8 protein-coding genes and 2 pseudogenes are annotated in these 13,545 nt (G+C 62.5%); 5 read left to right on the plus strand and 5 right to left on the minus strand.

Annotated elements, in window-relative coordinates; translation table 11 throughout:
- Positions 1-797: 797 nt before the first annotated feature.
- Positions 798-1,583, minus strand: coding sequence for an IS21-like element helper ATPase IstB (gene istB / locus ACIP9X_RS19530; protein WP_400481417.1), 786 nt, complete (start codon positions 1,581-1,583; stop codon positions 798-800).
- A pseudogene (istA, locus tag ACIP9X_RS19535) lies at positions 1,580-3,099 on the minus strand (IS21 family transposase). Before istA ends, istB begins: the two are co-directional and overlap by 4 nt.
- A 775-nt stretch (positions 3,100-3,874) precedes the next feature.
- Here istA and ACIP9X_RS19540 point away from each other — a divergent pair.
- Positions 3,875-4,699, plus strand: a complete 825-nt coding sequence (locus ACIP9X_RS19540) for an alpha/beta fold hydrolase (RefSeq protein WP_400481418.1) — start codon at positions 3,875-3,877, stop codon at positions 4,697-4,699.
- A gap of 69 nt (positions 4,700-4,768) precedes the next feature.
- Here the strand turns inward: ACIP9X_RS19540 and ACIP9X_RS19545 are convergent, their stop codons facing one another.
- Both ACIP9X_RS19545 and ACIP9X_RS19550 read right to left on the minus strand, forming a co-directional pair.
- On the minus strand, positions 4,769-5,044 hold the full coding sequence (locus ACIP9X_RS19545) for a hypothetical protein (protein WP_400481419.1): 276 nt from the start codon (positions 5,042-5,044) through the stop codon (positions 4,769-4,771).
- Between the two features lie 306 nt (positions 5,045-5,350).
- Positions 5,351-6,196: an aldo/keto reductase gene (locus tag ACIP9X_RS19550; RefSeq protein ID WP_400481420.1), complete on the minus strand. Its 846-nt coding sequence runs from the start codon at positions 6,194-6,196 to the stop codon at positions 5,351-5,353.
- Between the two features lie 677 nt (positions 6,197-6,873).
- On the opposite strand from ACIP9X_RS19550, the gene ACIP9X_RS19555 reads away from it, so the two are divergent.
- From ACIP9X_RS19555 to ACIP9X_RS19565, 3 genes and pseudogenes are all read left to right on the plus strand, one after another.
- Positions 6,874-7,779, plus strand: coding sequence for a helix-turn-helix transcriptional regulator (locus ACIP9X_RS19555; protein ID WP_400481421.1), 906 nt, complete (start codon positions 6,874-6,876; stop codon positions 7,777-7,779).
- 467 nt (positions 7,780-8,246) lie between these two features.
- Positions 8,247-9,134, plus strand: coding sequence for an NAD-dependent epimerase/dehydratase family protein (locus ACIP9X_RS19560; RefSeq protein WP_400481422.1), 888 nt, complete (start codon positions 8,247-8,249; stop codon positions 9,132-9,134).
- Between the two features lie 504 nt (positions 9,135-9,638).
- Positions 9,639-10,888: pseudogene (locus tag ACIP9X_RS19565) on the plus strand (IS256 family transposase).
- Positions 10,889-11,312: 424 nt separating this feature from the next.
- Here the strand turns inward: ACIP9X_RS19565 and ACIP9X_RS19570 are convergent.
- Positions 11,313-11,561 carry a Wadjet anti-phage system protein JetD domain-containing protein gene (locus ACIP9X_RS19570; protein WP_400481423.1) on the minus strand — a complete coding sequence of 83 codons (249 nt, stop codon included), beginning with the start codon at positions 11,559-11,561 and terminating at the stop codon, positions 11,313-11,315.
- Between the two features lie 714 nt (positions 11,562-12,275).
- Between ACIP9X_RS19570 and ACIP9X_RS19575 the strand changes: the two genes are divergently transcribed.
- Complete coding sequence (locus tag ACIP9X_RS19575) at positions 12,276-12,911, plus strand: polysaccharide deacetylase family protein (RefSeq protein WP_400481424.1); 636 nt, start codon at positions 12,276-12,278, stop codon at positions 12,909-12,911.
- Positions 12,912-13,545 lie beyond the last annotated feature (634 nt).

The following is a 13,545-nucleotide window of genomic DNA, read 5'->3' on the forward strand; positions in this document are numbered from 1 at the left end:
CAAGCCCCTGAGTCCTAAGCCAGCCAGCAGTAGAACCTGCCAGGGAGGGACTTGCATTACCGGTTGTTCGAAACCGCTGGAGTACACCAAAATCTGACGTCAGACCGTGGTTCAGATAGTGTCCGGCTGGGTTTGGATTCTTCTTTTTCTGACGCCATCGTTAGGAGCACATAGAAGCAAACGTGACATTGGACGTGGCCTACCACCCATAGATAAAGCAGACGTAGGTGTGGACACTGTCCAGACCCTCTTTGACAGGATAAACACCGGCAAACGGCTCCCGTGGGCGGGCTCCAGACCGCTTCCCAGAACTTTTTACAACGACATCGCCACGGTCATGTTGCTCCCGTTCCCGCGGCCCATGAATAGGTGTTGGCCAACCCTGACCAACCAGGTCAAACCAGAACGAGGTACCACAGAAACCATCACCACTAGGCGGAGGACCCATTAGCCAGGGACTTGAACCCGCTACCCACACACCCGAATAGGCCACCGCGGCGGCCAGGCCACAGCCCGCGACCCAACCCGTTAGAAGAGGCGACCGCAAGCTTTGTCAACACGTCAAAACAAAATCGCCTCTTACGAGGGAATACGTTGTGCCCGAGGTGGGACTCGAACTGAATTCCAGACCTCGCAAACACTGGGAAGTCCCGAAAACTTAGGGGTTGTCAACGGCCACTAGGAATTGCCCATAGACGGCCAGCATTTCTGCCCGCTGGTGGCCAGTAGAACTGCCCAGCGGTGGCCAGCTGGTCTGCCCGCATTCGGGGTGGGGGTGCGGGCCACCGGTTTGAGGTTTAGTTCAGTAGCATGACGCCCTTTCCGGCCAGGGCCTGGGTGAGACGGATGGAGTCGCCGGTTGTTTGGCAGACGTGGGCGTGGTGCAGGAGCCGGTCGACGGTCGCGGTGGCGAGGGTCTTGGGCATGAGCTCGTCGAAGCCGGCGGGGTGGAGATTCGAGGAGACCGCGACGGCGCGTTTTTCATAGGCTGCATCGACGACCCGGTAGAGACCTTCGGCGGCGTCAGTGGCCACGGCGAGGAGCCCGATGTCATCGACGACGACCAAATCTGCGCGGAGGATCCTGGCCACGGCCCGGGTGACGGTGTCGTCGGCCCGGTGCGAGCGGATGAGGGCGCCGAGGTCCTCGAGGGTGAACCAGGCGACGCGCATCCCTTCTTCCACTGCCTGCTGGCCGAGGGCTTCGAGGAAGAACGTCTTCCCCGTCCCGGAGGGCCCGCAGACGACGAGATTTTCTTTCCGGTGGATCCATTCCAGGGTGCGCAGGGCCTGCTGGGTCGGTGCCGGGATCGATGAGGCGGCTTCGTCCCAGAGGGCGAACGTCTTGCCCGTGGGGAACCCTGCGGCCTTGCGGCGGGTGGCGAGCATCGACCTGGCCCGGCCCTTGGTTTCTTCGGCGAGCAGGGCTTTGATGACTTCGGCCGGTTCCCAGCGCTGAGCACGGGCAGTGGCCAAGACGTCCGGGGCGATGGCGCGGGCGTGGGGCATTTTCAGTTGCCGCATGAGCGCCTCGAGGTCGGCGGGCAGGGCCGGTGCGGTGGTGTTCGCGGTCGTGATGCTCATCGGGTGCCCTCCCCGGCGCCGGTGGTGCCAAGGCCTGCCCAGCCGGCGGTGCCCTGGGTGAGGGACTTATCCTCCGCGGCGGTGCGCAGCCCGGTGCGGTTTCCGCCCGCGTTCAGCAAGGACGCGAGGTCTCCGTGCGCGAAGCGGTGGTGGATCGCGGCGACGCCGAGGGCCTTGTCGACCTCGCCGGGCCCGGTGATTTTGGCCAGCGCGACGGCCTCGGCCATCTTCACGTTGATCCGTTGCGCTCCGGCCGAGGCGGCTTCAAGCAGCCAGGTCCGCGCGCCGGCGCCGATGCCCAGGAACTCTGCCTCCGCCTTGGACCGGGGCACGGGTTTGTAGTCGCCGGGCACCTTTTCCTGGTGGTCCGGGAAGTGTTCGTCCAGGATCGCCGGGGAACCCGGCCGGGCGAGTGCGTGGCGGGCGACCTCGACCGGCCCGCCGGTGCCGACGTGCACGATCACGACCTGCGCGTCCGGGCCGGTCCCGTGGAACCGGGCGAACACCTCAGCCCCGAGCAGATGGGCAGGCACGGAGTACTGGGCGTTTTCGAACGAGACCATGGGCGTGTTTTCCGGCACCCGGCGCCCGACCCCATAGGCGAGAGTATGGGCTGTGTCCGGAACGCGGTGCAGGGACGCGGCCTCCTCGGCGAGCATGTCGACCGGGCGGCGGCGGGTGATGCGGTGCTCGCGCGCGTTGACCTGGTCCATGAACGCCGCGCAGGCCGCCTCGAGTTCGGCGAACGAGGCGTAGGTGTTCCGCAGGTTGGTGTCTTTGGGCACCAGGTCTGCCTTGGCGATCTTCACGGATGATTCGACGCCGCCTTTGGAGGCCGGGTCCGCCGGCTGGCAGGTCAGCACTTCGACGGAGTAGTGCTTGGCGAACGCCAGCGTCTGCTGGTTCCTGACCGGCACGCCGGCAACATGCATGGTGGTGACGGTCTTCTCGTTATCGGTCAGCACATAGGTCGGCGCGCCGCCGAGCAGCCGGAATGACCGGTCCAGAGCGGTGAAAACGCTCGGTGCCGTCCGGTCCCGCAGCGGGATCACGATGCGGAACCTGGACCAGGCCAGCCACGCGACGAACAGCACGGTCTTGACTCCATCGATGACCGGTCCGTCACCGAAATCGTACTGAAGCCAGGCGCCCGGTTCAGTGATCCAGGGACGGTGGACCCGCTTGTTTCCCCGCCGGTAGGCCTCTTTGACCTGGGAGACGGCGCGGCGGGTGGAGCGGTCCGAACCCTGGTAGCCCATCGCGGCGAGCTTGGCATGGACGACATCGGCACGGATCCGGCCCTTGGACTTTTCGACCCATTCCTCGATCTTCGGCAGCCACGCATCGGTGACCCTGGGCCGGTCGGACACGGCCCCGGTGCACGGCCGGCATCACGGGCCTGCACGAGCCGGTCGACGGTGTGGTGGGAACAACCTGACAGCTCCGCTGCAGCGCGCAGCGACTTGGTCAGATCATAGGCAGCAAGAATTTTCACGGTTTCTAGGGCATCCTTCATTCAGGGCCCCTTCCTGTCAGCGGATTCGATTCGACACCGAAATCCAAACGGGAAGAGGCCCCCGCCGTCTTACGACACGGCGGGATAAGCGAACAATGCGGGCAAACCAATCGGCCACAACTGGGCAGAACTCATGGCCATACGTGGGCAGTCCCGGTGGCCATCACCGGGCAATTCCCTGGCCATCTACGGGCAGTTTTTCATGGCCGCCAACAGGGGATCCGAGCCAGTTCCACACCATTACGATACAGTCCGAAGCTCAAAGTGTGGACAGTGTCCACACCCACTTTTCGCCATTCCAGAGCCTTCCAGCCGCACTCCACCGAGCTGGGCACGCTGCTGCCCGCATTCTGCAAACAGACTTCCGGATCGAGATACCGGGCCAGCCACAGCATCAGGAGGGCGGCCCCATAAGGCGGGCATGGTCAAAATCCTTCCACGAGCACAAGCTCGCTAGGTCAAGGAGTCAACAAAACCGGGGGCAGTCTCTGGGTCCTCTGCCACAGCTGAGGCCTGTTATCGGCGGTCTACACGGGGTTGCTAATTACAGACAGGCACTCTCCAAAAGCTTATTCAAAGTGGGACGCCAGAGACGACCCGTCACCGCTCTGGTCGCGATCATGGTCCCTGTCACAGGAGTCGCGTAAGCCGCATCACATGTGATGGGATAAACCGATGTCATCTCTGAGGTCATAGTGGGAGGATCCCTAGGATTCTCTATGTCCCGTGGATAGTCTCGGACAGGACGCCACCATACGCGAGGGTCAGTGAGAACGTGCTCGAAGCAGTTGCTGCGGTAATCGGCCGGAACAACGTCACCGTATCAGGCCGGAATGATGGGCCTGTGATGATGTTCGCCCACGGTTTTGGCTGCGATCAGGCTATGTGGCGGAAGCTGCTGCCCTATTTTGTTGATGATTACCGGCTGGTGCTTTTCGATCATGTTGGTGCAGGACACTCCGACATCAGCGCCTATGATTGGGAGAAGTACGGGTCCCTGGATGGGTACGCGTCGGACCTGCTGGAGATTTGCACCGCCCTTGAACTTGAGGACGTCATCCTGGTGGGCCACAGTGTCAGCACGATGATCGCCGTGATCGCCGCAGTGCAGGACCCGAACCGTTTCTCCCACCTTGTCCTGCTTGCTCCTTCACCCCGTCATACGGATGACCCGTACGACGGCTACGTGGGCGGGTTTTCGCGGGAAGACATCGAGGGCCTGCTGGCATCTCTGGACAGCAACTATTTCGCGTGGGCCGCGGCCTTGGCGCCCATGGTTATGGGCAACCCGCAGGAGCCGGAATTAGCGGAGGACCTGCGTGTCAGCTTCTGCCGGACCGATCCGTCCATCGCGCGGCACTTCGCCGGGGTAACTTTTTTCTCCGACACCCGCCCTGAACTGAGAAAATTACGTACCAGCTGCCTCATTCTGCAGTGTTCCGACGATCGGCTTGCCCCGCCGGAAGTGGGCGCCTACCTGCACAAGACCCTGGAACACAGTATCCTGGTGCAGCTTCAGGCCACCGGGCACTGCCCCCACATCAGCGCTCCGAAGGAAACGGCCCAGGCGATTCTGCGCTACCTCGACACCCGCTCGTGAGCTGCATGTCGCGGCACGGGTTCCGCGATATGTACCCGAGTGTCTCCGCTGTGTTCATGGCCGCCGATATTAGGCCATGAACGTGTGGAAGGTCTTCGGCGCCTTGCCTATCGACTTCACCCAGTGTGCCACCAGACGGTAATCGAGCTTGTCCACTGGTAGGTGACCTGTACGGTCCGAAATATGCAGGTCCAGCAAGGTCTGGTTCGTCTTGGTGGTTCCGCTCGGTGGGCGGATCAGCAGGTCGATGTGCTCCTGGACGACTTCAACAACGGTCGGTGTGCGCTTCTTGTTGGAGAGGATGGCATGCTGCGTGATCTCAAAGGATTGTCCGTTAGCATCCAAAAGGGGCAGGGGTCTGAGGCTTGTTAGATGGAAACAAACATCAAGCACATGACATAGCCACCTGCTGGGCCAGCGACAGTGCCGTCGTGCGTCTACGGCAGTGCAGTGCCAGTGTGAGATGGCACCGAGGCGATTTGGAGACTCACTCTCGGCCGCTACAGAACTATAGACCAGCCTTTCTGCTTTACGCTGTCCACTCCCGGAATCAGGCTACAAGCCGCTACGCGAAGGTAACTGGGCTTCACCGTGGAGCCGGTTGCAGGCGGGGCGGTATTGTTTGCCGGCTGCGGATTAGTTGCCAACTGGCTACAGTTGGCTGAACGCGGCGACGGCTGGATCCGCGCCGGCACGGGCGCCTGACTCCAGAGCCGTTATTTCGGCCACTTCATCCGGGGTGAGCGTGAGATTCACGGCTCCTAGGTTTTCCCGCATGCGGGTGGAATCCGCCGATTTCGGAATGACGATTGTGCCTTGCGCGAGGTGCCAGCCCAGCACTATCTGGGCCGGGCTGGCCCCGTACCTACCCGCCAATGACTTCACTGTGGCTGCGCTGAGGTCCGCGCCCTGGCCCAGGGGGCTGTACGCCTCCACCGCGATGCCCAGGGAGCGGCCCTTCGCCGAGAGTTCCTGCTGCTGGAATGTGGGGTGGATTTCGATCTGGTTGACGGCCGGGGTAACCTCCGACGCCGCGAGGAGCGTGTCCAGGTGGTCCGTCAGGAAGTTGGAGACGCCAATGGCCCGGATCTGGCTGTTCGCGTAGAGCCTTTCCATGTCCTTCCATGCCTTGGTGAAGAGTCCTTGAGACGGCACCGGCCAGTGGATCAGGTACAGGTCCACGTAGTCGACCCTTAGGGCTTTGCGGCTGTTATGGAACGCCTCGTTTGCGTTGCCCTGTTCGCCGTTGCGCAGCTTGGTGGTGATAAAGATTTCGTCCCGGGGGATCCCCGATGCGGCAATTGCGGCCCCGACGCCGGCCTCGTTCCGGTACGCGGCGGCCGTGTCTATGTGGCGGTAGCCCGCTTCCAGGGCATCCTCGACAATGCGCTGGGTTTCTTCCGGCGGGACTTGGAACACGCCGAATCCGAGTTGCGGGATCTGGATGCCATTGTTGAGGGTCACAGTGGGAACAGTGGTTTCTTGTGTCTGGGACATCATCACTTCTTCCATTGGGTTGGTTTGGTCTAGGAGGCTGGAAGGGAAAGTTCGGTATGGAGCGGCTTGCGTGTGGCTAAGCGGCTAAGCCAAAGAGGTTTCAACGGCGGAACGGTCGCTCAAAGCCGAGGTCGCCAGCGACGGAAGCGGGACAATCACGGTCGGGTCTCAGCTTCGATCGGCGGGGCCGGCTAAATGGCGCACGCAGCGGGGTGTAAAATTCTCGCCAGCCAGCCCCGCAGACGATCCCGTCGTCTCGGTAGCACAAGGGTTCGGCGCGCCCCTGCAAAAGGTGTATCGCTGGATACACCGCGTTGTCGTGCTTCATTAAATTGATGACTGTGAAGGCCATCACTAGCGAATTATCCACGATCATCTTCTCCTCATTCGAGGTGCTTCCAACCAGTAAGCACTCAGCCCCACCCGTCCTGAGCACCGGTAATTGAAGGGGGCGATTTCCAGCTTGAGTCGAAAAGTTCTGCCGTGGTTGTGCTGGTCTTCTTGGAGCCTGCCTGCGGCCGGCAGGTGCCAGAAGTGCTTGTCGTGCGGTATGCAGATGAGCCTACGCATGTGACGACGTGATAACAGCAGATTTTCCTCTCCCTGCGATTCCTAGGACTGGGAATCCTACCTTTCCTGGTAGAAAGCCAGGGGCCGGGCACGGCAGAATGGAGCGCATGGGTCAGAGCGCCGAGTTTGGAAAATTCCTGAAGGCCATGAGGTCCCGGCTGACGCCGGAGAACGTAGGGCTCGCCTCGAGTTCCGCTGGCCGCCGGGTCCCCGGTCTGCGGCGCGAGGAGATCGCAAGGCTCGCTGACGTCAGCACCGACTACTACACGCGGCTGGAGCAAGGCCGCAACATCCACCCGTCCCGCGCCGTGCTGGATTCGGTGGCCCGGGCCCTGCGCCTGGACCCGGGCGAACAGGCTCACATGCTCGACCTGCTGGAGAACTGTGCGAACACCCAGCGTCCACCGGTTCCGGTGCAGGGCGTGCGGCCCGCGCTGCGCCAACTCCTGGACGCCGTCGGTAATGTGCCTGCTTTGGTACTGGGCCGCCGCAGTGATGTGCTGGCCGGTAACCGCCTGGCCTTTCTCTTGCTTGCCGACTTCCCTGCCATGCCGGCGGCGGAGAGGAACCTGACGCGGTGGATCATCCTCGATCCGCTCGCACGCGAGCTTTTCCGGGACTGGTCGTCCGTAGCATCGGAAGCCGTTGGGTCCCTGCGCATGGATATTGGTCGGCATCCGAACGACGCCCAGGCCAACCAGCTCGTCGGCGAACTCGCGGTGCGCAGCGAGCAATTCCGCCAGTGGTGGGCCGGGCACAGGGTGGCTAGGGGGTCCGCGGAACGTGTCCGGTTCCGCCATCCAGTCGTCGGAGACCTGGAACTGAATTCTGAAGACCTCATACTGCCTGATGATCCGGATCAGGTGCTTCGCATGTACACAGCGGAACCAGGTTCAACATCTGCCGATTCACTCACTCTCCTCGGCAGCTTTGGCGCAGGAGAAGCCGCGGTCATAGCAACTTCGCGATCACCGGAAAACAGGAACGCATCCGGCCCCGCTAATACGACCTGACCTCGGACCACCTGCCATCGGCAGCACCCAGCGCCAGCGCGATTCTGATGCTCACTCCCCCTGATAGCCGGGAAGCCCCACCTCCTTGGCAGGCGGTCGCTGCAGGGGCTGCGGGGCCCGAACTAGCGGCCAGTTGGGTGACGGGCCCTTGCCCTCAGCGCTTCCCTCCACCGGCGGCATGGATCCGCCGGACAGTCAACCCTGGCCATTGGGGTTAGCCACCATCGGTGGAACAGGTCACTTTTGTAGTGGCGGGATCCTGGTAACGGCTGTGGAACGTTCCAGGTCCTCTTGATCCAGAACGCGCTTATCCTCCTAGACATCTGCCTACTGCGAGCAAGCATTCAGCGCAGCACTTAATTTCGGGGCAGGCGCTCTGAACATTTGGGGCAGAAGACGAGATTGACCAGGCAACAACAAACAGCGCGTCGGTTGGGCGCGCGCACAAGGAACAAGGAGCAACATTCGTGAAGATAGTAATCACCGGAGCCCGCGGTAAAGTGGGCCGAGCTGCGACCCAGGCGCTTCTGGATGCAGGCCACAATGTTCTCGCAGTGGATCTCAGCCGCCCCGGGTTCGAGCGTCGCGAAGAAGGAATGGCCAGCTACCAAATGGCCGACCTTACAGATGCCGGCCAGGCATACGCCGTAGTGCAGGGCGCAGACGCTGTTGTGCATGCCGCCGCGATTCCGGAACCCACCGGGCACCCCGCCCAGGTCGTGTTCCAAACAAACCTCATGGCAACATTCAACATCCTTGAGGCCTCGATCAGGTTTGGCGTTAAGCGTTTCGTCAACATCTCAAGTGAGACCGTTCCCGGCTTCTTCTTCCCGGAACGCGACTTCCTGCCCGACTACGCTCCCGTTGACGAAGAACACCCCATCCGCCCCCAGGATCCCTACGCGCTCTCAAAGCACTTTGGCGAGCAACTGATGGACGCCGCAGTCCGACGCTCGGACATCCGCTGCATCTCGCTGCGCCCAAGCTGGGTTCAGTATGAAGGCAACTACGAGCAAAACCTCGGCCCCCAGGTTCGCGATGCCTCCGTCCTCAGCCCCAACCTGTGGAGCTACATCGACGTCTACGACCTTGCTGACGCAATTGTGCTGGCAACAGCGTCTGAGCTACCCGGACACGAGGTTTTCTACATCGCCGCCCCGGATAACGTCGGTGGACGGAACTTCGGCGAAGTCCTGAACACCTACTACGGCGAGAAAATCGAGCTGCGGCCCACAGCACGCCCCGATGCATCGGGTATCTCCAGCGCCAAGGCCCAGCGCATGCTCAGATGGACCCCGAAGCGGTCTTGGCGCGACTACCTCGACGTCAACGGCAAGGCCCTTCCCCACGCCTGAAAGCAGCAGGGCCCGATGCAGCGGGAGGAGCGGGTCCGTCAGATTGACGGTGGGTCTCGCCCGGCTTGTAGTTATTTGATTCTGCCCCTTCCCTATGGCGCGAAGCCGAAAAAACAACGGAACCCTCACCGATAAGGAGATCGTGCTCGCCATCCAGGCAGCACATCACCGTCACGTACGAACTGTCATCGAGCAGCGCCCGCCGCCGCGTCGTCCAAGGACGCGGACTTCCTACGCACGATGGCAAAAGACGACCAACAGTCAACTGCAGCAGACAGAGGACGACGGATAGGAGCAAGAACCAACCTCGTCGCCAACTACCACGCACGGCTCTTGGCAGCGAACCTCATCGAACCAGCCGGCCGCGGCAAGATCGACTGGGCCATCCCTGGCCTGCGAGAACACCTCCGCCCCCGGGACTGTAAGAAGAACGGTGTATGAGGGTCCGGCCAGATCCGAAAGGAGACGGCCGTGTCAGAGTCCATGACCGAGATGTCAGGGGTGATGATCGATCCTGTGACGGGAGAGATCATCGATCAGAAGGAGCTTGCGGAGCGGTTGCTCGCGCAGGCGAAGGAGCAGGGCGTGAGCCTGGTGGGCCCGGGCGGGCTGCTGAACCAGCTCACGAGGAATGTGCTGGAGACCGCGCTGGAAGCGGAGCTGACCGAGCACCTCGGGCACGAGCATGGCCAGACGCCGATCGCAGCCAACATGCGCAACGGCACCAGGCCGAAGACCGTGCTGACCGAGATCGGCCCGGTCGAGATTGAGGTGCCCCGGGACCGGGACGGCTCGTTCGAGCCGGTGATCGTGCCCAAGCGGAAACGGCGTCTGGACAGGATCGACCAGATCGTGCTCTCGCTGTCCGCCCGCGGGCTGACCACGGGGGAAATCGCCGCGCACTTCGAGGAGGTCTACGGGGCCAAGGTCTCCAAAGACACCATCAGCCGCATCACGGAGAAAGTCGCCGGGGAACTGGCCGAATGGTCGGCCCGACCCTTGGATCCGGTCTATCCGGTGCTGTTCGTGGACGCGGTCGTGGTCAAGGTCCGTGACGGGCAGGTGCGCAACACCCCGTTCTACGTCGTCATGGGGGTCACCGTGAACGGGGAGCGGGAGATTCTGGGATCTGGGCCGGCGACGGTGGCGAGGGTGCCCGGTTCTGGCTGCAGGTATTCTCCGAGCTGAAGAACCGGGGCGTGGAGGATGTGTTGATCGCCGTCTGCGATGGGCTTAAGGGCCTGCCCGAGGCGATCACCACCACGTGGGAGCGAACGGTGGTGCAGCAGTGCATCGTACACCTGATCCGCAACAGCTTCCGCTACGCCGGACGCCAGCACCGCGATGGCATCGTCAAGGCGCTCAAGCCGGTCTACACGGCCCCGTCCGAGCAGGCGGCGAAGGACCGGTTCGCCGAGTTCACGGCCGAGTGGGGCCAGCGATATCCGGCAATCATCCGGCTCTGGGAGTCCTCCTGGGCGGAGTTCGTGCCGTTCCTGGAATACGACGTGGAGATCAGGCGGGTGATCTGCACGACGAACGCGATCGAGTCAATCAACGCCCGCTACCGGCGGGCCGTGAGGGCCCGCGGGCACTTTCCAAACGAGGCCGCTGCGCTGAAATGCCTCTATCTGGTCACTAGGTCTCTTGATCCAACCGGCGACCGTCGGGCACGCTGGGTAATGAGGTGGAAGCCCGCGCTGAATGCGTTCGCCATTACCTTCGCCGGCCGGTTCGAAAGAACCACTCACTAATGAAAACCGCCGGACCCCACACACCGTTTATCGGACAGTCCCGCGCTGCCCAAACAAGGGAGGCAGCTCTATGTTCTCGCGTTTGTCCGAACATCGATCCCGCTTTGTATCGGGTGCATATAAGTCGCCCTCTGAGCCGGCAACGGCAAATTTGCTTCGTTCCCCTGCTCAGGGATTCACGATCCAATGATGCCGAAGCTTCCAAGGAGCGAGGCGGAACCCATAACTCCGGGCGGGGGTCTGCCTCCAGTGCTTGAGTTGGTTCTGGAGCCTAGATACGAGCGGCTTCAGCAACTTCTGCAGGGCGTGACCCAACTTATTCGTTCCTGCTAAAGCCGTACGCTGCCCTGCATCCGTAGCTCATCAAGGACGGCGACGTCAGCGGGCAGAAGGTGGCAAAGGGGAACCGGCTTTGGGAAAGGGTTCATTCACCATAGATCCTTGAACTCAGCCAGTGTCGAGAGCTCCGTCGGCGCAGTCGAATCGTCGACGCAAGTTGCCGGACGCGGTTGAGGATTCCGAAGCCGTGCGAATCAAGGTCCCCCCAGTAAACAACCCTGCCGTCGCTGCCTCGGGGTCTTGCCCAGCCTATCCACGGCGTTGCCCGAACCGTGTACCACAGCTCCAGGTATAGGAAGCATGGCTGCGACTGACTCGAGAATCTCAAATACAATAACTGTTTGCGGCGAAAGGCCCATTGCGGCTAGCTCTTCCACCGGGACCGAGACATCGACCAAGGAGCCAGGGCAGGGCAGTACCGTCAAGGCCGAGTCGAAACGAGGCTCACGGCGGCGCCCGGCCGACACCAGTCAGGAGGCCGTGCACCGGGAAGCCCCTGTGTGCACAGATTTTAGACGCCTCCGCCGCAAGAGGCAAACCCTATCGGCTGAACTGTTGACCTTGCCCGGGCTTACAGGTGCAATCCATGCAGTGCCTGCGACCCGGCCTCTGAAACATCATCGAACGCGGCGACGGGTAAGCTTGCACCGGCGCATCTTCCCACACGGCGGCATGCCTTTCGCTACGAGCCGGGAAGCTTCAGACAGTTCCTTGCCGGCGCCTGCCTTTCGTGAGAATGGAGTGACTTTGGCTGCCCTGAGTGATCTGCCGATGTGATCTGCCGATGCCCAGCCTGCCGCGAAGGGCTTTGTTTCTTGCGTTGGGGGCGGCTGTGACACTAAGCGGTTGTGCCTTCTCCCCGCCCCGGCCGAATACCAGCGAAGGGCCGGCGCCCGGGCCCGCCCCGGAACGCGCGGCCGTTCCTCCCACACCAGTGCCACGGCAGCGACAGACATCCGCGCTGCCGGCATCCCGGCCGGACAGGGCGGGTATCGTCTCCTTATTTGACGGCCGTAAACCGGTCTCCTGGGGTTTGGAGCCACCCGGCGTGGCGCTCGGTCTGCCCATCGGGACCCCGGCGATCGCCTTGACCTTTGATTGCTGCGGAGGCCCCGGCGGGGACGGATTCGACCGGTCAGTCCTCTCAGCGCTGGTCCGCCACGAGGTGGCCGCGACCTTTTTCCTGAATGCACGCTGGGTGCGTTCAAACCCGGCCTTGACCCGGAACCTGGCGGCTAATCCGTTGTTCGAGATCGCCAATCACGGCACCGCGCACCTGCCGCTGTCGGTGACCGGGCGGTCCGCCTACGGGATCGGCGGGACCACTGATGCCGGCACCGTCTACGACGAGATCATGGGCGCCCAGACCGAGCTGGCGGCCGCCACGGGCAGGGTACCGCGGTTCTTCAGGTCCGGAACAGCGCACTACGATGACGTAGCCGCCGGGATCTGCCGGGCGCTTGGCCTCGTGCCTGTGAATTTCACCGTCAACGCAGACGGCGGGGCGACCTACCCGGCGGCTACTGTGGCCAGCGAGCTGCTTTACGCGCGTCCGGGCAGCATCGTTATCGCCCACGCCAACAGGGCGGAATCCGGTACCGGGGCCGGCCTGGCCACCGCCCTGCCCCGCATGGCAGAGCAGGGCACCGCATTCGTCCGGCTTTCCGAGGCTCCCCCGCAATGAGTAGGATGAGAGCAGAGCCCTGACCGGCATATGGCGAATGTTCACTGGACTACTGGACCACCGGATGGGCCCCTATCGATCGGATGTCACCGAACTCGGCAGAGCGCTCCGCCCAGGCAATTCAGGCTTCGGTGGAGCACAGATTTGGTTACTAGCTGCCACGACTTAGGGGTCGATGGAACGGGCGCCATGTATTGCTGCTCTCGACGGTGTTGCTCTAGTCCAACGATTGACCGCACGCCTCCAGGCGAAGAACAAATTAAAACGCCAACCAGGCGTGACCCATCATTCGAGCGCTACCGCACAGTGGCCACCGATATACCCCGGATGGGCCTCCTAATGTTCATTGATGTCGCGCAATGATGACAGCCCTCGAAAGCGCTCATGATTACGGCGACAGCCCACACCGGCAGGTCCTTCGCTCGGCTCCGGCCGCCCGAATCCCGCGCCTGGGATCACCTTCTCCCCGGGTGCGTTTTGAAGAACCCGAGAATTATGTCATCGACCAATGCTAAGTGCTGTGGTCAGCAACCCAGGTGCCAATGGGACCATCTGCGAAACCAATGGAGCAGGCGCCAAGGACAGCACCTTATGCCCGGCGAGCCGTGGGATGGGTAACATTCGAACCGCCCGG

This window comes from Arthrobacter sp. NPDC093125 (assembly GCF_044754225.1).
GTDB lineage: Bacteria > Actinomycetota > Actinomycetes > Actinomycetales > Micrococcaceae > Arthrobacter.

Coding starts and splice junctions, on each gene's coding strand:
- ACIP9X_RS19555 (WP_400481421.1), top strand. CDS start 6,874: ATGGGTCAGAGCGCCGAGTTTGGAAAATTCCTGAAGGCCATGAGGTCC.
- istB (WP_400481417.1), bottom strand. CDS start 1,583: ATGAGCATCACGACCGCGAACACCACCGCACCGGCCCTGCCCGCCGAC.
- ACIP9X_RS19550 (WP_400481420.1), bottom strand. CDS start 6,196: ATGTCCCAGACACAAGAAACCACTGTTCCCACTGTGACCCTCAACAAT.